This window comes from Streptomyces sp. NBC_01471, from assembly GCF_041438865.1.
Taxonomy (GTDB): Bacteria; Actinomycetota; Actinomycetes; order Streptomycetales; family Streptomycetaceae; genus Streptomyces.
The window spans coordinates 2,058,334-2,078,764 of the sequence record NZ_CP109450.1 but is presented as its reverse complement, the minus strand read 5'-3'; the positions used below and the strand labels follow the sequence as shown (position 1 = coordinate 2,078,764).

14 protein-coding genes and 1 CRISPR repeat array are annotated in these 20,431 nt (G+C 70.0%); of the genes, 5 read left to right on the top strand and 9 right to left on the bottom strand.

Annotated elements, in window-relative coordinates:
• Positions 1–2: 2 nt before the first annotated feature.
• The 7 genes from cas6e to OG285_RS09055 form a co-directional block, all read right to left on the bottom strand.
• Positions 3–719: a type I-E CRISPR-associated protein Cas6/Cse3/CasE gene (cas6e, locus tag OG285_RS09085; protein WP_371790697.1), complete on the bottom strand. Its 717-nt coding sequence runs from the start codon at positions 717–719 to the stop codon at positions 3–5.
• On the bottom strand, positions 719–1,477 hold the full coding sequence (gene cas5e, locus OG285_RS09080; protein ID WP_371790696.1) for a type I-E CRISPR-associated protein Cas5/CasD: 759 nt from the start codon (positions 1,475–1,477) through the stop codon (positions 719–721). Before cas5e ends, cas6e begins: the two co-directional genes overlap by 1 nt.
• Complete coding sequence (gene cas7e, locus OG285_RS09075; protein ID WP_356827049.1) at positions 1,474–2,703, bottom strand: type I-E CRISPR-associated protein Cas7/Cse4/CasC; 1,230 nt, start codon at positions 2,701–2,703, stop codon at positions 1,474–1,476. Before cas7e ends, cas5e begins: the two co-directional genes overlap by 4 nt.
• Positions 2,704–2,782: 79 nt before the next feature.
• Positions 2,783–3,550, bottom strand: coding sequence for a type I-E CRISPR-associated protein Cse2/CasB (gene casB / locus OG285_RS09070; protein WP_371790695.1), 768 nt, complete (start codon positions 3,548–3,550; stop codon positions 2,783–2,785).
• Complete coding sequence (casA, locus tag OG285_RS09065) at positions 3,547–8,169, bottom strand: type I-E CRISPR-associated protein Cse1/CasA (RefSeq protein WP_371790694.1); 4,623 nt, start codon at positions 8,167–8,169, stop codon at positions 3,547–3,549. The genes casB and casA overlap by 4 nt, the downstream gene beginning before the upstream one ends.
• A 373-nt stretch (positions 8,170–8,542) precedes the next feature.
• Positions 8,543–10,402: direct repeats of the CRISPR family, unit length 29 nt; unit sequence GGGACCAACCCCGCATGCGCGGGGACCAC.
• Positions 10,403–10,920: 518 nt separating this feature from the next.
• Positions 10,921–11,595 (bottom strand): response regulator, encoded by a 675-nt coding sequence (locus tag OG285_RS09060; protein ID WP_356827046.1) that lies wholly within the window; start codon positions 11,593–11,595, stop codon positions 10,921–10,923.
• Positions 11,592–13,169: an ATP-binding protein gene (locus tag OG285_RS09055; RefSeq protein WP_371790693.1), complete on the bottom strand. Its 1,578-nt coding sequence runs from the start codon at positions 13,167–13,169 to the stop codon at positions 11,592–11,594. Before OG285_RS09055 ends, OG285_RS09060 begins: the two co-directional genes overlap by 4 nt.
• A 180-nt stretch (positions 13,170–13,349) precedes the next feature.
• Between OG285_RS09055 and OG285_RS09050 the strand changes: the two genes are divergently transcribed.
• Positions 13,350–14,798: a cation:dicarboxylate symporter family transporter gene (locus tag OG285_RS09050; RefSeq protein ID WP_371790692.1), complete on the top strand. Its 1,449-nt coding sequence runs from the start codon at positions 13,350–13,352 to the stop codon at positions 14,796–14,798.
• Between the two features lie 224 nt (positions 14,799–15,022).
• On the opposite strand, the gene OG285_RS09045 is transcribed toward OG285_RS09050, so the two are convergent.
• Positions 15,023–15,601 carry a DNA-3-methyladenine glycosylase I gene (locus OG285_RS09045; RefSeq protein WP_356827044.1) on the bottom strand — a complete coding sequence of 193 codons (579 nt, stop codon included), beginning with the start codon at positions 15,599–15,601 and terminating at the stop codon, positions 15,023–15,025.
• 403 nt (positions 15,602–16,004) lie between these two features.
• Between OG285_RS09045 and OG285_RS09040 the strand changes: the two genes are divergently transcribed.
• On the top strand, positions 16,005–17,036 hold the full coding sequence (locus OG285_RS09040) for an alcohol dehydrogenase catalytic domain-containing protein (protein WP_371790691.1): 1,032 nt from the start codon (positions 16,005–16,007) through the stop codon (positions 17,034–17,036).
• Positions 17,037–17,075: 39 nt separating this feature from the next.
• Here OG285_RS09040 and OG285_RS09035 read toward each other — a convergent pair whose 3' ends face one another.
• Positions 17,076–17,699 (bottom strand): TetR/AcrR family transcriptional regulator, encoded by a 624-nt coding sequence (locus tag OG285_RS09035; RefSeq protein WP_371790690.1) that lies wholly within the window; start codon positions 17,697–17,699, stop codon positions 17,076–17,078.
• 113 nt (positions 17,700–17,812) lie between these two features.
• Here OG285_RS09035 and OG285_RS09030 point away from each other — a divergent pair, with 113 nt between their 5' ends.
• The 3 genes from OG285_RS09030 to trxA all read left to right on the top strand — a co-directional run bounded on the left by OG285_RS09030 (position 17,813) and on the right by trxA (position 20,272).
• The gene (locus OG285_RS09030) at positions 17,813–19,405 is read left to right on the top strand and encodes an MFS transporter (RefSeq protein WP_371790689.1); all 1,593 of its coding nucleotides are present in this window, start codon (positions 17,813–17,815) and stop codon (positions 19,403–19,405) included.
• Positions 19,406–19,487: 82 nt separating this feature from the next.
• On the top strand, positions 19,488–19,943 hold the full coding sequence (locus OG285_RS09025) for a MerR family transcriptional regulator (RefSeq protein WP_356827037.1): 456 nt from the start codon (positions 19,488–19,490) through the stop codon (positions 19,941–19,943).
• Positions 19,940–20,272: a thioredoxin gene (gene trxA, locus OG285_RS09020; protein ID WP_371790688.1), complete on the top strand. Its 333-nt coding sequence runs from the start codon at positions 19,940–19,942 to the stop codon at positions 20,270–20,272. Before OG285_RS09025 ends, trxA begins: the two co-directional genes overlap by 4 nt.
• Positions 20,273–20,431: the final 159 nt, after the last annotated feature.

Below are 20,431 nucleotides of genomic sequence, written 5' to 3'. Positions count from 1 at the left end.
GGTCACCGCACCGGGGCGAGCGTCATCAGCCCGCAGCCGTACGCCTTGGCCTTCCCCAGACCATGGGTGAGCGTGCGGCGGAAGACGTCCGGATCGGTGATCCGCAGCCGCCCGTCGAACGTCACTTTGGTGAAGCGGACGTCATCGCGGCTGGTCTTCGCGGGAGCCCTGCGGAACTGCCAGGGACGTTGGTCCCGGACGATCAGTTCGTGCTCATCGCCGTGCTCCAACAGCCTTCGTTCCACAGGTTTCTGAATAATCTCGAATCCCGAACGCTCCTGCCGCTCCAGCAGCCAGCGCATCTGGTGATGCGGCGTCTGGTGTGCGACGCGTTTGGTCGGCTCGCCTTCCTTGGCGTCCTTGTGGTGAATGCTGTGCACGGGGTTCGCCGTGAGCCGGAATCCCCAGGCATCCCCTTTGGTGAGGGCGGTGAGGAACTGGCCGTAGGCAAAGGTCGTCCAGCCAGGGTCGTCAGCCGCCGGCCAGCCTGCCTGGTCGACCAGATTGGTGAGGTCGGGCCGGGCGGGACTGACGATGAACAGCAGGGTCTCCGATGGCGTGTTGCGGTCGACGCGCCACAGCACCCGGGGGCCCGACCCGTCCCGGGGCGGGGGAGTGGGGAACGACATGTTCACCGCACCGTGCAGGCGATGCGGTGAACTGAGCAACCGCTGGGCATCGGATCGTCCGGTGTTGACGCGGAAGCGGGTCAGATACATCAGGTTGTCCTCGGTGCGGCGGGCGAAAGCAGGCTGGTCGGATCATGCGGCGGTGGCTGCGACGCGGCAGTGGGTGAATCGGGAGGAGCGGGAACGTGCCCTCCCCGTATCCCGCGCAGCGCGTACTGCCTGTGCCGTGGATCGAAGCTCAGGGGCAGATCGCGCAGCGTGGAGTCCGGAGTCTCACCGCCGGGACAGTCGAGCAGGATCTCCAATTGCTCTGGGCGGGAAACAGACCCCGTCCGGCGATGGGAAAGAGCGGCACGCTGATCCTGGTACCACTTCGACGCTTTCCATTCCGCTTCCTGAAGGGCCTGTTCGAGGCCGGTTTCCCGGGGCTCCGCCATAGTGATCGGCTGTGAGGGCGGGCAGGAACGCCGTCCCAGGTAGGGAAGAAACACCGGATCCAGCAGTGCTCGGTACAGCGCGTTGATGAGCTTGGGATCGCCTGCCAGGCCCGCCACGAATACCGCGTCCGCGAGGTAGAAGCGCTCCGACAGGGGCATGGCTTTGCCCGAGTCGGCGTGGTGCGCGGTCTGGAAATCGCGGAGCCGGGTGCCGGGCTGGTCGACGCGTACGCCGAACTCCAGCGCGGCGAGATCGGAGATGTCGGCGTCCCTCGCACGCCCCTGGGCAGCGGCGACGAGCCCGAGGACACCGCTCTTGGTCGGCGCGTTCTCGGTGGTACGGCGGGTGAAGCGGGCCGCGGACCCCCATGACTGGAGGGGCCCCGCGAGCTGCAGCAGCAGCACGCTCATGCCTGGCTCTCCGCCCCGGATGCTGCCGACTCGGGCTCCATTCGGGCGGTGACGGCGTCTCCCACAGCCGTCACCAGGTCCCGCAGCGGAAGCTCCGTCCCGAGGGAGGACAGAGCTTCGGTATCAGCGCCCACCCGTACCACCCAGCTCTTCGTGTCGCCGGTGAGCCCGAACGCCTCTTCCAGAGTGGGCACATACGCAGCGAGTTGTTCGCAGCTCTGCCGGAGGTAGCCACCCTCCGCACCCACGGCTACGGGCTTCTCGAATGCGGCGACGAAGCTGATGGGGCGCCGGGACCGCAGCTTGACGATGACCGCGGCGGGCAGCGTGTGGTGGCCGAAGGTGTTGATCTTCCCGGTGGGGAGCGAGGTGATGAAGCCTTCGAGGAACGCCGCCACGGCTCGCCGGGTGGGTTCGGCGGGACGGCCCTCGTGCAGCCCGGTTCCCAGGTTCTCCTGGAGCTTGTCGACATCGACCGCCGCGTACCGATAGAGAGTGGATGAGTTGAAATCGACGGAACCGATCATGCCGGCACCCATCTCGGCGTCCGTGTTCTTGTCGTCGACGGCCGTGAAATAGTCCGATTCGACCTCGACCGGGTGCACGCTCAGTGCGTGCGCCACCTGAGCGGCCGCATCCACGTTGAGGTCGGTTGAGTCCGCGACCATACGGCCGAACAGCGCGATATCCACGGAGTGTTCGGTATCGACCAGCTGCTTCGCGCGTGCCTTGTTCTCCCTGCCCTTGAAGAACTCCTTGAGCGCCTTGAGATCTCCGCCCTTTCCGCCCTCGACGGCCAGCTCCGCGAGGGAATTGATCTGGCGCCCGCTCAAGAACATCAGATAGGCGGATTCAGGCGCAGCATCACTTTCGCTGTTCTCGTTGTCCTTCGCCTTGCGCTTGGGAATTTCGATCTTCGATCCGGTCGCCGCCCGCATGGTCTCGGCGGCCAGCTCCACAGCGGCGGACTGCGGTGTCGACGCGTCCAGAGCGGTGATCCGAGCGGCCAGTACTTCGGCGACTTTCTTGGTCCGAACCCCTAGTTCGGAGTCGTCGAGCAGGTCGGAGAACGCCTTGCGCGTGGCACGCTTCCACGCCTGACTGGAGACGCGGGCGCGGCGGACGCCTCCGTAGACAGCGGATTTTGGGGTGCCGGTGTCGTCCCGGTTGAGGTTGCTCGGCGGGACGGTCTGGAGGATGTGGATATCGAGAATCGTTCTGGTCACGCGTGCTCAGTTCCTTTGCATGTTCGATGGGCGTGGGTGGGGCGGAGCGGAGGCCGATCGATGGGTATGAGGGGAGTGGTCATTCTCCGGACCCGTAGCCGCCGTCCTCCGCGTCGGCACTCAACGTGTGGTCGATCGAGTCGCCTGCGGCGCCACCGCTTTCCCGGCCGGCCTTACCGGTGGCAGCGGCGAGGTGGAACTCCCGGCCCCACTCCCGGCGTACGGCGGCTCGCTCCGTTCGGGACTGCCAGCGGTAGAGCTGGTCCGCGAGCCGCGCGTAGTCGAGCGGCACCTGCTCCCCGCGGAGCAGCAGCACGATCTCCCGGAGCCGCACGGCCACCGACTCGATCGATTCGGCGGTGCCGACCCGGACGAGACGCGTCCGGAGCGGTTCGTTCAGTTCGTCCTCGGAGGGGTCCTCGCTCTGCTTTTTGCGCATCAGCGTCCGAACGGCCCCTCCCAGGCTCCCCTTGGTGTGGTGCATATTGCTGTCACGGAGGGACTGCTGGTGAAGGGCCCAGAGGGTCACCGCGAGGTACACCGCTTCCTCGGCATGTTCGCGTCGTACGTCCGCCCCGGTGGCCGCGATGACCTCCGCCAGATCCTCCAGGCCGCCCAGGCCCCAGTGATCCTGGAGCTGATGTGCTGTCTTCCCGGCGCCGCGCCGCAGTCTCGCGAGGTCCGCCACGGCGGCCGGGTTGTCCTGGTGGTACCGGCCCTGGAGCCGTGAGATACAGCGCCCGGCGGCCTGCCCGGCCGGACCTGGCGCGCGACGCCGGTCCGGCGGGGGCGCGGTCGAGGAGCAGGCGGGCTGTGTCGGCTGAGGGCTTCGGTCGGCGGTGGTCATACGGTGGGCTCCGTGCTCTTCGTGGGCGCGTCGTCGGGCTGAACTTCCGCGGCATCGGCATCGGCATCGGCATTGGCATCGGCGGCGGCGGTACTGGCGGCGGTATCGGCAGCGGCGTCGACAGCGACGGACGCCGTGTCCGGGGGTGTTCCCCGCGAATCCTCCGGTTCCGGAGAGCGCGGTTGTGGAGGCAGCACCTTGTTGATCCGGGTCCGGAACCACAGGTCCGCACGGGAGTCGTCCACCCAGCGCTTGCCGACACGCGGGATATCGACGACGCGCCCCTCCGCTGCGGCCGGGCCTGCGGTGGCGAGGAGCTGCCGGCCGAGGCCATGCACGATCCGGCGGGCGGTGGACTGCCAAGCGGCGCGGGCGGCGAGCGGGTCATCAGTCTCCCCGAGCGTCCGCAACCACGTCCGGTACGGGCCGTCGAACGCCCCGAATCCCAGGTCGCGAGCCGTCTCCGTGGCCGGACCCGGCTCCGAACCCGCGGCGCGGGCGAGGTGGCCCGCGAGGTGTCCCAGCGCGGACACCGCCTTTTCGGCGTCCGAGGCCGCGTCGACGGCCGCCGCACCGTGCAGCGGGCGTTCCTGGTGGAGCAGGATGACCGGCAGAGTGATCGCGTCGTCGACCACCTCGTCCACGACGGACTGCTGCGTTCCGTACACCGCCCCGACGAGGCGCGTACGGATGAGTGCGTCAGGCCGGAGCACGTCCTCGCTGCACAGCAGGGTGAGCCACCTGACCACCCCCGACGGGATGCTCCGGTCCGTGCCCCGGCCGGTGGTGTCGGTCTCCGACCGCTGGGCGTACAGCAGACTGGCCAGGCCCCGCCATGCCGCACGGTTCGGATCGTGCTGCCGCGGCAGATAGACCGTGGGGAGGCCCAGTTTCTTCTCCTGGGCCGGACTGCGCCGCCAGCCTGTCATGGGCTCCGCCTTCCAGCGGTTGTGCGGCGCGAGCGGATCACCGTATCCGAGGACGACCCCGGTGACGGCGTCGTCCTCGGTGTGCAGGAGCAGCCGCCGGGACTGCCAGGTGTAGAGGTCGCGTGGGCCCGAGGGGCGGGTGACGGACGGGTCCTCCTGCGATACGCCGGGCCCTGGTGGCGAATCGCGACGCCAGACGGGCATGTCCGCCTTCCGGTCCGCCGTCAGAATGTCCTCGCCCGTCGCGATCAGATTCAGCAGCAGAGTGTCGCGCAGCGTGGTCCCCTCCGCGAAGACCCCGCCGAGGCCGCCCGCCCAGCCGACGCCCTGGGGATAGACCTTGCCCCCCTTGACCCGGTCGTCGCCTTCCATACCGGACTTGATGCCGGACGAGTCGTACGCGTGCGTGTGCACGAGCCACCGGGCACTCTCGGCGAGACTCAACCGCTCCACACCGGGGCGGCGCATCGCGAAGAACTGCTCCCCGTTGGGTACGTCGGCCACGATCCGGTTCAGTGACGCGATCTCGTTCTTCCCCGTACGCAACCCTGCCACCTGGAAGAACGGCCGCTCGGGGTGGAGCAGATCGAAGCCCGCGCGGTGCCGGTCGAGGTACTCGGGAACGGCGGCGAACGCCTTCGCGTCCTTCGCCGCCCACAGCTCCTCCCAGTCCTCCAGCTCCTGCGGACCGTCCACCGCGTCGTGGAGGATCGCCAGCAGCAGTCTGAGCAGCGCGAACTCCTGTGTGGGAAGATCTCCCACCAGCCGCCGGAGCGTGTGCGCCTGAGCGAAGACCTCCAGCAGCGACAGCTCCACCGTGGTCCCGTCGAGGCGCTGCGCCGGCAGCCAGGGCCGGGAGACCAGATCGAAGGAGGGCAGCATGGGATCCAGCACCTTTGTTTCCGGTGAGCCGACGGGTGACACACGGAGCCCGTCCGTATAGCTGTATCGGAGGTCGAAGCCTGCCAGACGGGTCTGACAATCCCCGTCGAGAACGAGCAGCAACTCGCCCGCCAGCCAAGGGCATTCCTTCACCTGCCAGGCGGGCACAAGGAATCGCTCCAGCTCGGAGATGGTCCTGTCGATCGCCCACCGCTTGGAGAACTGCCAGGGCAGGGTCAGCGCGCTGGCGGCGACCGCTTCAGCGGCCGCCCGCGTCGGCGGAGTGTGCTCGGGCAGGTCCAGCCCTCCCCGCCCCCCGTCCAGCCAGCTGACGGTCGTCAGCCGGCCGTCCCGCTGCCGCTGGACGACCAGTACCTCCAAGCTCTCCTCACTGTCCCGCACTTGTGCCCGGCCGGCACGGCTGTCGTCCACGTCCCCCGCGTTCGCGTCGAGCCAGCCGATCACGGGCCGCCCGGCCCTGCGCACCGGGCCGAGCCGGAACACGTCGGCTCGCTCCCGTTTTCCGGCGAGCCGAGTCAGATACTCCCGACGGCTGTCGTCCAGAGCGGTCGCCCAGTGCTCGGGGCCTGTCTGCTGGTCTCCGTAGACGGACTGGACCAGCGGGCTGATGTGGTCGGGCAGAACCAGCGGGGCCCCCGCCAAGTGCGGGCCCAGGGCGGCGAGCGTCCGCAGCAGGATGTGCGGTCCCTGGTAGACGCCGAGCGAGCCGCGCACCGGCTCGGGCGGGTCCGACTGCCAATCAGCACCGGTCACCAGACAGCGGGCCTGTTCAAGACCGGCCGGGCGGCGGCGCGGATGGCGGTGCAGCCGCCCCATGCGCTGGAGGATCAGGTCGACCGGGGCCAGGTCGGTCACCAGCAGATCGAAATCGATGTCGAGCGACTGCTCGACGACCTGGCTGGCGACCACGATGTGCGGCCCGGCGGGGCGGTCACCGTTCGGTCCGAAGCGCTCTCGCAACTCGGTGTCCTTGCGGGCGCGGTCGGCCGCCAGGAACCGGGAGTGCGCCACGGTCACCGCGTCCGCGCCGAAGCGCTTCCGCAGGTGCTCCGACGCCTCCAGCACCCGGTCGACGGTGTTGCGCACGACCAACGCGCAACCGCCGTCGCGCAGTTCGGTCTCCAGCCGCCGGACGAGCAAGGACAGATCGTCGTCCAGTCTCTCCAGCGCCACCTCGGTACGACGCCCCGAGGCGGGTGCCGGGGTCGCGATGGCGCCCGGTGCACCGGGCGCCACCGCGGTGATCAACGGATAGGCCTCTGCTGCCGTGCCCATCGCATTATTGCCGTCACCGGCAGGGCCCGTACCGCTCTCCCCGGCGTACGCCGCCGCCAGCTCCCTGCGCCGCTTCGCGGGTAGGGTGGCGGACAGCAGAACCACCGGCACCCGGTAAGCCGCCAGCCACTCCAGAACCCGGTCGAGGTACGCGTTCATATAGGCGTCGTAAGCGTGGACCTCGTCGATGATGACGACCTTGCCAGCGATGCCCAGGTGCCGTAACGCCAGGTGGCGGCTCTTGAGGCCGGAGAACAGCACCTGGTCGATGGTGCCGACCGCGAACGACGCGAGGAGCGCCTTCTTCCGCCCGCGCAGCCACTGATGAGCGTGCAGCCCGGAGGGGCTGGACCGCTGGACGGCCCCGGCAGCGGCGACCGCGTCCGGGCTGTCGGGCTCGACCGCCGCGATCGTACGGTTGCCCGCTCGCAGCAGTCCTGCCCAGACATCATTGAGCGCGGACTTCGCATGGGCGAGGACCACGGACCGGGGGCCGTCTTCGGGCAGGTGCTCCAGCCAGCTCAGCAGGCGCGGGAACATGGCATCACCCGTGGCCCGGGTCGGCAGCGCCACCAGACAGCCGCCGGCTCCCCCTCTGGCCGCCAGAATCTCCGCCGCCGCGAAGGCCGCCTCGGTCTTGCCCTCACCCATGGGCGCTTCGATGATCAGCAACCCGGCGGCAGGCATCTGCCGCGCCATCCGTACGGCATCCTCCTGCACCGGCCTGATCACGGCGCCGTCCGGCAGTTCGAAACGGGCCTTGAACAACTCAGCTGCCGAGTAGGGCGGTTGTACGGGTACCCACGGCCCGGGGAGGTCGAGCCCCGCCCACGCGGCTTTCAGACGCCGTGCTTCACCGACCGCCCCCGGCGGCGACCACGACGACGGTTCGTACGGAAACAGCTCGGACGAACTGGCTATCCAGTCGGAGACGATCACGACAGCGGTCAGTACCACCTGCACCGTCTGCGGCAGGCGGACCGATGACCAGTCAGGAAACCGTTCCTCCACACCTGCGACGCGCGCACAGGCGTCCATCAGTTCGTACTGTGCGGCACGCCAGTTGTCCTCACTCGCGCCTGGCGTGCGCAGCAGCTGCGGATGCAGGCGGAGGTCGTGGATCTGCTGGTGGTCCGGGGGAGTCCCGTGATGCCCACCGGCCACGACGGCGTACTGCCCGGAGGCCCTGCCGGCCAGCCCGAAACGATCTGAAAGCCATTCCTGGAGGAGCAGTTGACCGGCCAGCCCGTGGGGCGCCATGCGCCGGTCGGTGCCGAACTGCTTCTGGTACGGCATGTCGAGCCCGGCCCCACGCATACGGTCCGCGAGTCCGTCAACCTGGCATGCGAAGGCGGGAGTTGCCTTACCGGTGTCGTGCGCGGCAGCCAGGAAGACCATCAGCCGACGTGCGTCGACCGCCCCCTCCGGCAGCGCCTCGGCGACGAGCGCTTTCACGTTCCCGGGAACCCACTCGTCCCAGAGCTTCCCCGCGACTGCTGCGCTGTCGGCCATGTGCCGCCACAACGGAAGCCATCCGTCGGTCTTACGGTCATGCTTGCCCCAGGCCAGCCGGGCAGCTGCGGACAAGAGATCGAAGGGCGCCCTGGGCGGGGGGCGATCTTGATTCATGGACGTATTTGACATGACTTGGCTATGCCGGGGTGCCAGATTTCGAAAAGGTGCGTGAATTGGATGAATGTGGCCGTAACTGACCGGACTCGTCTGCGCGATCAGGATCACTGCGGCGGCACGCAGGGGGCGGAGGCCTCGCGTGGACCGTGCGCGCGGCCTTGCTGATAAGACGAGGGCCGTAGGAGTCCGCGCTGAGACCTTTGACGGTCCGCCGTCGCACCAACTTCCCTCTTCTCTGCGACGCTCGGGCAGAGTGGCTAGCCCCGCTGACGCGGGGACCAAGTGGTGTCGGCGGTCTCCTCATTCTCCCCCGGAGGGCCAACCCCGCACGCGCGGGGACCACCGCAGTGGCAGCCATGGTGCTGGATGCCAAGCGGGACCAACCCCGCATGCGCGGGGACCACGCGCCCATCCGTTGTCCGTCGCAGCGCGGACAGGGACCAACCCCGCATGCGCGGGGACCACAAGTGGCCGTCCGGGTAGAGCGACGTCCAGCAGGGACCAACCCCGCATGCGCGGGGACCACACCTCATGTCGAATCCCTGCCAGACCTTCGCGGGGACCAACCCCGCATGCGCGGGGACCACACCGCCGGGTCCAGCCACGTTCTCAAGGCCGTGGGACCAACCCCGCATGCGCGGGGACCACGGTCAGGGAGCAGCGTACGGAAGGGTGTCGGCGGGACCAACCCCGCATGCGCGGGGACCACCTGCCGATCCGCTCGCTCGGCAACCTGCTGCCGGGACCAACCCCGCATGCGCGGGGACCACCCCTCGGCCGTCACGACAGCACGACCCGACCGGGGACCAACCCCGCATGCGCGGGGACCATCCCTCGGCCGTCACGACAGCACGACCCGACCGGGGACCAACCCCGCATGCGCGGGGACCACAGACGAGTTCCACATGGGCTGACCTGCACCGCGGGACCAACCCCGCATGCGCGGGGACCACCCTGCTCGGCCTTCTTGCGTTCCCGCTCGGCTGGGACCAACCCCGCATGCGCGGGGACCACGCGTTCGCGGCCGTGGTGTTGGCACGGGCAACGGGACCAACCCCGCATGCGCGGGGACCACTTGTGGTCGCGGGCCGCGGCGAACAGCGCCGGGGGACCAACCCCGCATGCGCGGGGACCACGACCACCGGCCACGCCCTCACACTCGCTCGGAAGGGACCAACCCCGCATGCGCGGGGACCACACGTACCGGGATCTGGTCCCCCCGCCTGTCGGGGGACCAACCCCGCATGCGCGGGGACCACTTCCGGCGCCTGAGCCGGAGCCGGTGCCGGAGGGGACCAACCCCGCATGCGCGGGGACCACGACACCGTCCTCGCCGACCTTGCCGCCCTCAGGGGACCAACCCCGCATGCGCGGGGACCACACCGTCGGCTGTGGGAACTCCTCCTGGAGGACGGGACCAACCCCGCATGCGCGGGGACCACGACACCGTCTCCCGCTGCTGGGTGGACTTCGGGGGACCAACCCCGCATGCGCGGGGACCACCCCGATCTCCTGTGCTCCCAGAGCGAGCCGTGGGGACCAACCCCGCATGCGCGGGGACCACCGAGTCCTCTGCGCTCGCCAGGCCGGAGCTTGGGGACCAACCCCGCATGCGCGGGGACCACGAGCGCGGGCGTGGTGTACGTGGTGAGGCGGAGGGACCAACCCCGCATGCGCGGGGACCACTTCTTGCCGGTGGCCGACGCGGTCGACGACATGGGACCAACCCCGCATGCGCGGGGACCACAGGGTCGAGTCGTCGGACAGGTCCGGCCACAGGGGACCAACCCCGCATGCGCGGGGACCACCCGACCTGCAGGTCGCAGCGCAGGAGCGGGCCGGGACCAACCCCGCATGCGCGGGGACCACGAGCTTGAGGCCATCGCTGTTCTGGTGGCCGCGGGACCAACCCCGCATGCGCGGGGACCACGCGTGTCCTCTCGGGCGCCTGCTGCCCCCCTTGGGACCAACCCCGCATGCGCGGGGACCACGATCATCAGCGTTAGTAAGGTGTCCGGCATGAGGGACCAACCCCGCATGCGCGGGGACCACGCCGAGTTCCTCGCCGGGATGCTGCGCGAGCTGGGACCAACCCCGCATGCGCGGGGACCACAGGTCCCGACCTGCGGGTTCATCCCGGCAGGTGCCTGTTTTTACTTACTTCCGCAGATTCCGACATAGCGGCCTTCCTTCGCTTCTGGGGACAGTAAGCTCCACCCAGCCTGCCACCCGTATCTCCGCCCCTTCCCGCCCGTTCATGAGACAGCGCAGATGCCAGCCGCCGAGCCCGCGCCGCGCGGACGTTCTGATCCCATCACGCTCAACGGGCTCAACGGGCTCAACGCGCGTACTCGGTCGCGCCGGGCTCGCGCCGCGTGAATACCGCCCTGCAGCAGATCTTCGCGCCAGGTGAGCGGTTGCGCAATCTCGGTGTGGAAGTGCTCAGTTCAACTCTCCGATGCGGTGCGAGGAGGAGCGTACTCAGTCGTCTTCCGGCTGGCCATCTCGGACAGCGGCCGCGAAGCGAAAGCATGGCATCTCGCGAATCGAATCCGACCACACCGCACGGCAAAGTCGATGGGCTGCCGCACCGTCGCCTCCCGTTCCCCCCCGCAAGCCCAGTACAGGCCGCTACGCATGGCTGAGCCACCGGTACTGCAGCTCCGGGCGGCCGATCTGGCCGTACTGCGGGCGGCGTACCGCTCGGCCGGTTGTCACCAGGTGTTCCAGATAGCGGCGCGCGGTGATCCGTGAGATGCCGACCGCCTCACCCGTCGCGGTGGCCGTGATGCCGCCAGGTGCCGCCCTCAATGTGCGGGTCACCGCCTCCAGGGTCGGCGCGCTCAACCCCTTCGGGAGCGACGCCGGTTCGGGCGTACGCAGGGTGGCCAGCGCCCGGTCCACCTCCTCCTGGCCGCTCGCTTCTCCCGCCGCGGCCCCCCGGAAGTCGGCGTACCGCACCAGGCGGTCACGCAGGGTGGCGAAGGTGAACGGTTTCAGTACGTACTGCACCACACCGAGCGAGACCCCCTCCCTCACGACGGCCAGATCGCGTGCCGAGGTGACCGCGATGACGTCCGCGGTGTGGCCCGCGGCGCGCAGTGAGCGGACCAGCTGCAGGCCGTGGCCGTCGGGCAGATGCAGGTCGAGCAGCAGCAGGTCGACGGGGGTGCGGTCCAGGATTCGTACCGCCTCCGCCCTGGAGTGCGCCTTTCCGGTCACGGTGAATCCGGGCACCCGGCCCACGTACAGCTCGTGCGCGTCCGCAGCCACCGGGTCGTCCTCGACCACGAGCACCCTGATCACGCCTGGGCCACCTCCTGTCGGACCGGTAGCCGGACCACGAACTCCGGGCCCGCCGCCGTGACCGTACCCCCGCCGCGCTGGACGGTCTGCCTGACCAGGGCCAGGCCGAGGCCGCGGCCGGTGCTCTTCGTCGACCAGCCGAGGCGGAAGACGTCGTCGCCGTCCGCGACGCCGGGGCCGGTGTCGCGGACCCGGATCAGCAGTTCGCCGTCCGCGGCGCGCACCGTCACCGTGACCCGGGCGCCGTCGCTGCCCTGGGCGGCGTCGACCGCGTTGTCGATGAGGTTGCCGAGGACCGTCACCAGGTCGCGGGCGGGCAGCAGTCCGTCGTCCAGGACACTGTCCTCGGCCAGTACGAGTTCGACCCCGCGTTCGTTGGCCTGCGCCGCCTTGCCGAGCAGCAGCGCGGCCAGCACCGGCTCGTCCACGGCGCCGACCACCCGGTCGGTGAGGGTCTGCGCCAGCTCCAGCTCTCCGGTGGCGAACTCCACCGCTTCCGCGGCCCGCCCCAGCTCGATCAGTGAGACGACCGTGTGCAGCCGGTTGGCGGCCTCATGGGCCTGCGCGCGCAGGGCCTGGGTGAAGCCGCGTTCCGAGTCCAGTTCCCCGGCGAGGGCCTGGAGTTCGGTGCGGTCGCGCAGGGTGACGACTGTGCCGCGGTGCTCACCCGACGAGACCGGACGGCTGTTGACGACCACGATCCGGTCGGCGGTCAGATGCACCTCGTCCACCCGGGGCCCGTCGGCGAGCAGCAGCCCGGTGAGCGGGGCGGGCAGCCCCAGTTCGGCGGCGCTGCGCCCCACCACGTCCTCGCCCAGCCCCAGCAGTTCCCGGCCGCCGTCGTTGATGAGCGCGATACGCCGGCGGCTGTCCAGCATCAGCAGCCCTTCCCGTACGGCGTGCAGGGTGGCCTGGTGGTAGTCGTGCATCCGGCTCAGCTCGGCCGGGTTCATACCGTGGGTGTGCCGGCGCAGCCGCGCGTTGATGACGTACGTACCGATGCCGCCCAGCGCGAGAGCGACCCCCGCGAACCAGAGCAGCACACTCACCTGGGCCTGGAGCTGTGCGTCGATCCGTTCCACGGTGATGCCGGCGCTGACCAGGCCGGTGACCTTGCCGTGCGCGCCGCCGTCGGCCCGGACGGGGGTGACGACACGGGCGGACGGGCCGAGTGTGCCGGTGTACGTCTCGGCGTACGTCCTGCCGCGCAGCGCCTCCGCGGTGTGCCCGAGATAGTGCTCGCCGATCCGCGCCGGGTCGGGGTGCGTCCAGCGGATCCCGTGGATGTCCATGATCGTCACGAAGGTCACCCCGGTCGAGCGGCGCACCTGCTCGGCGTACGGCTGGAGCACCGCCGACGGGTCGTCGGAGACGGTCGCCCGGCGTACCGAGGGGGAGAGCGCCACGGCGGTCGCGGCCGCGGTGGCCTGGCGCCGGGCGGCCGCCTGGGCCTGGCGCTGGTCCGACACGTAGCTGAACACCACGCACCCCGCCACGATCACCGCGACGAGCACGACCTGCATCGCGAAGAGCTGGCCGGCCAGGCTGCGGGGCCGGGGAACGCGTATGTGCATGGCCGACAGTCTGCACGCTGCGAAATGCGTGAACGAAATGCACGCAAGGGTGACCGCGGTCACAGGCTGATGGAGAGTCGCGGGGATCCACCGGGATGGTCAGGGATGTGGATCGGACGTGGAGCCGTGCGTGGACCGGTCGTGGACCGGACTGGACCGGACGTGTACGAGGAGGCAAGCGTGTCCGCAAAGAAGCGGGACCGTACGCACTATCTGTATCTCGCGGTGATCGCCGCGGTGGTGCTCGGCATCGTGGTCGGCTTCGCCGCACCCGGGGTCGCCGTCGAACTCAAGCCGCTGGGCACCGGGTTCGTGAATCTCATCAAGATGATGATCTCGCCGATCATCTTCTGCACGATCGTGCTGGGGGTCGGCTCGGTCCGCAAGGCGGCCAAGGTCGGCGCGGTCGGCGGGCTCGCGCTCGGCTACTTCCTGGTGATGTCGACGGTGGCGCTCGCCATCGGCCTCGTCGTCGGGAACGTACTGGAGCCGGGCTCCGGGCTGCATCTGACCGAGGCGGTGCGGCACGCGGGCGCCGCGCAGGCCACCGGCGCGGGGGACTCCACCGCGGACTTCCTGCTCGGGATCATCCCGACGACGATGGTCTCCGCCTTCACGGAGGGCCAGGTGCTGCAGACGCTGCTGATCGCGCTGCTCTCCGGGTTCGCGCTCCAGGCGATCGGCCCGGCCGGGCGGCCGGTGCTGCGCGGCATCGAGCACATCCAGCGGCTGGTGTTCCGGATCCTGGCCATGATCATGTGGGCGGCCCCGGTGGGTGCGTTCGGCGCGATGGCCGCGGTGGTCGGCGAGACCGGTGTGGACGCGCTGAAGTCCCTGGCCGTCATCATGATCGGCTTCTATCTGACCTGCGCGCTCTTCGTCTTCGTGGTGCTCGGTGCGCTGCTGCGGCTGATCGCGGGCATGAACATCTTCCTGCTGCTGAAGTACCTGGGCCGCGAGTTCCTGCTGATCCTCTCGACCTCGTCGTCGGAGTCGGCGCTGGCGCGGCTGATCGCGAAGATGGAACACCTGGGCGTGAGCAGGCCGGTCGCCGGGATCACGGTCCCGACGGGGTACTCCTTCAACCTCGACGGCACGGCGATCTATCTGACGATGTCGGCCCTCTTCGTCGCCAACGCGATGGACAAGCCGCTGAGTGGTGGCGAGCAGATCTCGCTCCTGCTCTTCATGATCGTCGCGTCGAAGGGGGCGGCCGGCGTGACCGGCGCGGGGCTCGCCACACTCGCCGGTGGACTCCAGTCGCACCGCCCGGATCTGGTCGACGGGGTCGGCCTGATCGTCGGCATCGACCGTTTCATGAGTGAGGCGCGGGCGATGACGAACTTCGCGGGGAACGCGGTCGCGACGGTCCTGGTGGGCACCTGGACGAAGGAGATCGACAAGGCGCGGGCGGTGGAGGTGCTGTCCGGCCGGCTGCCGTTCGACGAGGGTACGTTGATGGACGACCAGCCGGACAGTGTTGGTGCTGTTGGTGCTGAGGGCGGTGCCGGGCGTGGTGCGGAGGGCGACGCGTCCCCGGGGGCACAGGATGTGCCCGTGCCCCGGGAAGGCGGACCGCAGGAAGGCGAGCCCCGGGACGACGGCAAGGAGGCCGCAGCCCGGTCCTGACAGCTGTCGGCGCGGGGACCCACAGAGAGTGGCTCCCGCGCCGGACGGCCTGCTGGGACCACCTGTACCCACGTGGATCAACCCCGCATACGCGGGGACCACAACCCCGAGAGCCCGAAACCCACCGGCGTCCTGGGACCAACCCCGTATGCGCGGGGACCACGAAGAGCGAGCGCCAGTCACCAGTCAGGGGAAGCGAACGACCCCCGCCGGGTCGGAGCCGCTCACCCCGGCTGCGGCGCCGCAGCCACCGGGCAGCCCGTCCAGTGGTCGTCGACGACGCCGACGGCCTCGAGATAGGCGTAGACGATCGTGGTGCCGACGAAGTTCATACCGCGCCGCTTGAGGTCCTTGCTGATCCGGTCGGACAGCTCGGTGCTGGTCGGAAGGGGGTCGCCGGGACCCGGCCGGTTGACGACCGGCTTTCCGTCGGTCCACTGCCAGAGGTACGCGTCGAACGAACCGAACTCCTCCTGTACGGCGAGGAAGGCCCGGGCGTTCTTCACCAGCGAGGCGACCTTGAGCCGGTTCCGTACGATGCCCGGATCGCCCAGCAGCTCAGCCAGCTTGTCCTCGTCGTACTCGGCGATCCTCACCGGGTCGAACCCGTCGAGCAGCCGCCGGTAGTTGGCCCGCTTGTTGAGCACGGTCGACCAGGAGAGCCCGGCCTGGGCGCCCTCCAGGACGAGGAATTCGAAGAGGTAGCGGTCGTCGTGCGAGGCGCGGCCCCATTCCTCGTCGTGGTAGGCGGCCATCAGGTCGGAGCTGTCCGCCCAGGCGCAGCGGTGTTCGGCGTGCTTCATACGGATTCCCTGGAGGTGCGGTGGGGCGCGGTCGGGATCTGGAGTTGCGGGTGAGCTGGTACGGAGGTGCGGGCGGGCCGATACGGAGTCGCGGAGGGTGCGGCCGGCGCGGCCGGATGCGGATTACGGAGATGCGAGCGGTCGAGCTGGTCGATCCACATGCTGCCACCGACCACTGACAACGGGCCCGAAGCCCATTCCGCACCGGCCTGGCTCCTGCCCCCGCACCCCGGCTGACCTGGCACGACGCGCGGCCCGGAGCCGTGCCACCCGGCGCGCGTGGCCGATGTGACGCGTCATGCCCACACTGGAAGAGGCGGACAGCACACACCGACGTCCGCCCGCGCACCTCGTACTCGTACTCCTCCTCGTACTCTCCATCCGCGGAAGGCAAGGAAGCCCCATGACATCCACGCCCACGTCTCCCCGCGCCATGCAGGTCGCCGAGCCCGGCGGCGCCTTCACCCTCGTACGCACCGAACTTCCGGAGCCGGGACCGGGCCACGTCAGGATCGCGGTGGAGGCGTGCGGGATCTGCCACTCCGACGCGATGATCACCGGCGGAATGCTGCCCGGAGTGACGTTCCCGGTGACCACCGGCCATGAGATCGCGGGCCGGATCGACGCGCTCGGCGCGGGCGTCGACGGCTGGGAGACCGGGGACCGGGTCGCCGTCGGCTGGTACGGCGGCAGCTGCGGCTACTGCGAGGCGTGCCGGGAGGGCGACGGAGTCAACTGTCCCCGGCTGGAGATCCCCGGTGCCGCCTACCCCGGCGGATACGCCGACACCGTTGTCGTCCCCGCGGTCGCGCTGGCCCACGTCCCCGACGATCTGACCTCCGTCGAGGCGGCCCCGCTGGCCTGCGCGGGCGTCACGGTCTTCAACGCACTGCGGCGCAGCGCGGCCGGCCCGGGTGATCTGGTCGCGGTCCTCGGGCTCGGCGGTCTGGGACACCTCGGCGTGCAGTTCGCGGCGAAGATGGGGTTCCGTACGGTGGCGATCGCCCGCGGCGCGGAGAAGGCGAAGCTCGCGTACGGCCTCGGAGCCAGGCACTACATCGACAGCACGTCCCAGAACGTTGCCGACGAACTCCAGACGCTCGGCGGCGCGAAGGTCGTGCTCGCCACGGTCACCAACGGCCCGGCGATGACGGCGACCTTCGACGGCCTGGGCCGGCGCGGTGAACTCATCGTGGTCGGTGCCACCCCCGACGAAATGACGTTCAGCGGCCTTCAGTTCATCACGGGCACGAAGAAGGTCTACGGCCACGCGTCCGGCACCGCGGTGGACACCGAGGACACCCTGCGCTTCGCCGAGCAGGCCGGGGTCCGCTCGTGGACCGAGGAAGCACCGCTGGAGGAGGCGGACGAGGCGTTCGCCAGGATGCTGTCGGGCTCAGCACGCTTCCGGATGGTCCTCACCACGGGCCGCTGAACTCCTCACCGGCCCCGGGGCCGGTCAGTAAATGGGGTGTCACTCCCCGCCCCCGTGCCCCAGCGCCGCGCCCACCACCGCGGCCGCCCGCGACGCCGGTACGCCCGCTGTCATCAGCAGGGTGTTGGCTGCCGCCGCTCCGCCCTCCGCCGCCGGGAGGGCTCCCTCGTTGACGGCCTCCATCAGGCCGAACAGCGCCTGTTCGTGGACGTACGCCAGGGCCTCCGCCGTCAGGGGTGAGGTGAACACGCCCTCGTCCAGGCCGTGTTGGATCAGGGCGGTGCAGGTCTCGCGTACCGGGGTGAGGCGCTGTTTGATGCCCGCCATCGTGACGCTGCGCTGGGCCAGTGCGACCAGCAGTCGGTAGCGGTCGGCGATCTCCCAGACCGCGAGAGTCGCACGGGCCAGCGCCTCGGCCGGGTCGCTGATGCCCGCGCGGCCGGTGGCGTGGGCCTCGACCACGGCGGCCGTCGCGTTGTCGACGAGGGCGCCGATCAGTGCCTCGCGGCTGGGGAAGTGGCCGTAGACCGTACGCCGTACGACCCCGGCCGCGCGGGCGATCTGGTCCATCGAGGCGTCCGGGTCGTGCAGCAGCTCGGTGAGCGCCACATCCAGGATGCGGCGGCGGTTGGCGTCTGCTCGTCCGGAAGTCACGGGCCCCATTTTGCACCGCGCCGGGAAGCGCGCTAAATTGCACAGCAGTGTGTAATTGCACAAGCGTGTGCAAGTAGGGCATGTGCAGGTGCGCATGCACGTAGTGGGAGTGGTGGAACGTCATGAATCTCGTGGTGAAGCAACCGGTGGCGGAGATGGAAGGGCCCTACCGGCGCCGCTGGTGGGCGCTGCTGGTCCTCTGTCTGAGCCTGCTGATCATCGTGATGGCGAACACGGCCCTGACGGTCGCGGCCCCCGACATGACGCAGGACCTGGGGCTCAGCAGCGCCGACCTCCAGTGGGTCATCGACGGCTACACCGTCCCGTACGCGGCGCTGATGCTGCTGCTCGGCGCGATCGGCGACAAGTACAGCAGGCGCGGCGCGCTCGTGCTGGGGCTCGTCGTCTTCGGCGGGGGAGCGGTCGCCGGGTCGCTTGTCGGCAGTGCGACGGGCGTCATCGCGGCCCGCGCCGTCATGGGTATCGGCGCGGCGATGATCATGCCCGCCACGCTGTCGCTGCTCGCCGCGAGTTTCCCGCGCGCCGAGCGGGCCAAGGCGATCGTCCTGTGGACGGCCACCGCCGGGCTCGCCATCGCGGCCGGCCCGCTGGTCGCCGGGGCGCTGCTCCAGCACCACGGCTGGGCCTCGACCTTCCTGATCAACGTGCCGATCGCGGTGCTGGCCATCATCGGCGCCTTCGTCCTCGTACCGCCGTCCAAGGCCGGACACCACGACCGGATCGACTACGTGGGCGGACTGCTCTCGGTGGTCTCCGTCGGTGCACTCGTCTACATGATCATTGAGGGGCCGCACTTCGGCTGGGGCGCCAAGGCCGTCACCGCCGCCGTCGTGGCGGGCGTCGGGTTCGTCGTCTTCGTGCTGTGGGAGCTGCGGCACCCGCGCCCCGTGCTCGACGTGCGCCGCTACCTCGACCGCGGGTTCGCCGGGTCGAACCTCGCCGTCGCGCTCTTCTTCCTGGCCGTGTTCGGGGCCTTCTACTACCTCACCCAGCACCTCCAGTTCGTCCTCGGATTCGACGCCTTCGAGACCGGGGTGCGGATGCTGCCGCTGGCCGGTGCGGTCTTCGTCGGCTCGGCGCTGACCGGGATCCTGACGCCCCGGCTCGGGATGCGCGTCACGGTCACCGCCGGCATGGTCGGCGGCACGGCCTCGCTGGCGCTGCTCACTCGGATCGACGCGGGCTCGGGATACGGGGAGTTCGTCCTGCCCCTGGTCCTGCTCGGCCTGGCCATCGGCCTCGCCCTCTCGCCGTGCACCGACGCGATCATGGGCGCGTTCCCGGAGTCCGAACTCGGGGTCGGTGGCGCGGTCAACGACACCTCGATCGAGCTGGGCGGCTCGCTGGGCATCGCGATTCTCGGGTCGGTGCTCTCCGGCGCGTACTCCTCGCACCTCGCGGACGCGGTCGGCGGGAAGCTGCCCGCCGGTGCGCTGAGCACCGCCCAGGACTCGGTGGGTGCGGGCCTCGCCGTGGCGCAGAAAGTCGGCGCCAAGGCGGGCCCCGAGCAGGCGCACGCCCTGGTGGACGCGGTGGACGGCGCCTTCTCGCAGGCGGTCGCCCACACCAGCCTGGTCGGCGCGGTCATCCTCGGGGTGGGGACGGTGCTGGTGGCCGTCCTGATCCCGGGCCGCGGCCGGCGTACGGAGTCAGGGGCGGCGCCCGCGGAGGAGCCGGTGACCACCTCGGTCTGACGCGTCTCACGGACGTCCCCCGCGGCCGGCCCGCGGGGGACGTCCTTGCCTTGACGCCGACGTCAAGGATTACCGTCGGGGCATGCGAATCGGCGAGCTGGCGGAGCGGGCCGGGACCACCACCCGTGCTCTGCGCTACTACGAGTCCCGGGAGTTGCTGCCCGCACGGCGGGCGGTGAACGGCTACCGGACCTACGACGAGGACGATCTGCGGCTGCTCCAGCAGATCAGGACGCTCCAGGACTTCGGCTTCGACCTGGAGGAGACCAGGCCGTTCATCGAGTGCCTGCGCGCCGGACACCCGGCCGGTGACGTCTGCCCCGCCTCGCTCGCCGTGTACCGGCGCAAGCTCTCCGAGCTGGACGCACTGATCGGGCAGCTTCAGGACGTCCGGCGACAGGTGGGGACCGAACTGGCCCGCGCCGAGGCGGAGTTGCCCGGCGGACCGGAGCCGCGCTGTGAACTGTCCGACGGGGGCTACGGGGACGGCGAGGGCTACGGGGGCTACGGGGACGAGTGGAAGGAACACCGCAGATGATCCACGCAGAGGGCGTCGATGTCGTGACCGACGCGGATTTCGACACCGAGGTGCTCGCGGCCGGACTGCCTGTCCTGGTCGAGTTCACCGCCGACTGGTGCGGGCCGTGCCGCCAGCTCGCGCCGGTGCTGAGCGCCGTCGCGGCCGAGGAGGCCGGACGTCTCAAGGTCGTACAGCTCGACGCCGACAGCAATCCGGATGTGATGGTCCGGTACGGGGTGCTGTCGATGCCGACCCTGATGGTCTTCCGCGACGGGGAGCCGGTGAAGTCGATGGTCGGCGCCCGCCCGAAGCGGCGGCTGCTCAAGGAGCTGGCCGACGTGCTCTGACGCGGGACCGGTGCCGGGTACGGACAGGACAGGACCGGTGCCGGGTACGGGAAAGACCGCACAAAAAATACCCCGGACGAATTGGCGTCCAGGGTATTGCGGCGCGTACAGTGAGAGCTTCTTGTCTTTGTGCAGGACAAGGCAAGAAGAAGTCTTATA

Excerpts from the sequence above, each read along its gene's own strand:
- cas6e (WP_371790697.1), bottom strand. The coding sequence starts at position 719 with ATGTATCTGACCCGCTTCCGCGTCAACACCGGACGATCCGATGCCCAG.
- cas5e (WP_371790696.1), bottom strand. The coding sequence starts at position 1,477 with ATGAGCGTGCTGCTGCTGCAGCTCGCGGGGCCCCTCCAGTCATGGGGG.
- casB (WP_371790695.1), bottom strand. The coding sequence starts at position 3,550 with ATGACCACCGCCGACCGAAGCCCTCAGCCGACACAGCCCGCCTGCTCC.
- casA (WP_371790694.1), bottom strand. The coding sequence starts at position 8,169 with ATGGCCGACAGCGCAGCAGTCGCGGGGAAGCTCTGGGACGAGTGGGTT.
- OG285_RS09055 (WP_371790693.1), bottom strand. The coding sequence starts at position 13,169 with ATGCACATACGCGTTCCCCGGCCCCGCAGCCTGGCCGGCCAGCTCTTC.
- OG285_RS09045 (WP_356827044.1), bottom strand. The coding sequence starts at position 15,601 with ATGAAGCACGCCGAACACCGCTGCGCCTGGGCGGACAGCTCCGACCTG.
- OG285_RS09040 (WP_371790691.1), top strand. The coding sequence starts at position 16,005 with ATGACATCCACGCCCACGTCTCCCCGCGCCATGCAGGTCGCCGAGCCC.
- OG285_RS09035 (WP_371790690.1), bottom strand. The coding sequence starts at position 17,699 with ATGGGGCCCGTGACTTCCGGACGAGCAGACGCCAACCGCCGCCGCATC.
- OG285_RS09030 (WP_371790689.1), top strand. The coding sequence starts at position 17,813 with ATGAATCTCGTGGTGAAGCAACCGGTGGCGGAGATGGAAGGGCCCTAC.
- OG285_RS09025 (WP_356827037.1), top strand. The coding sequence starts at position 19,488 with ATGCGAATCGGCGAGCTGGCGGAGCGGGCCGGGACCACCACCCGTGCT.
- trxA (WP_371790688.1), top strand. The coding sequence starts at position 19,940 with ATGATCCACGCAGAGGGCGTCGATGTCGTGACCGACGCGGATTTCGAC.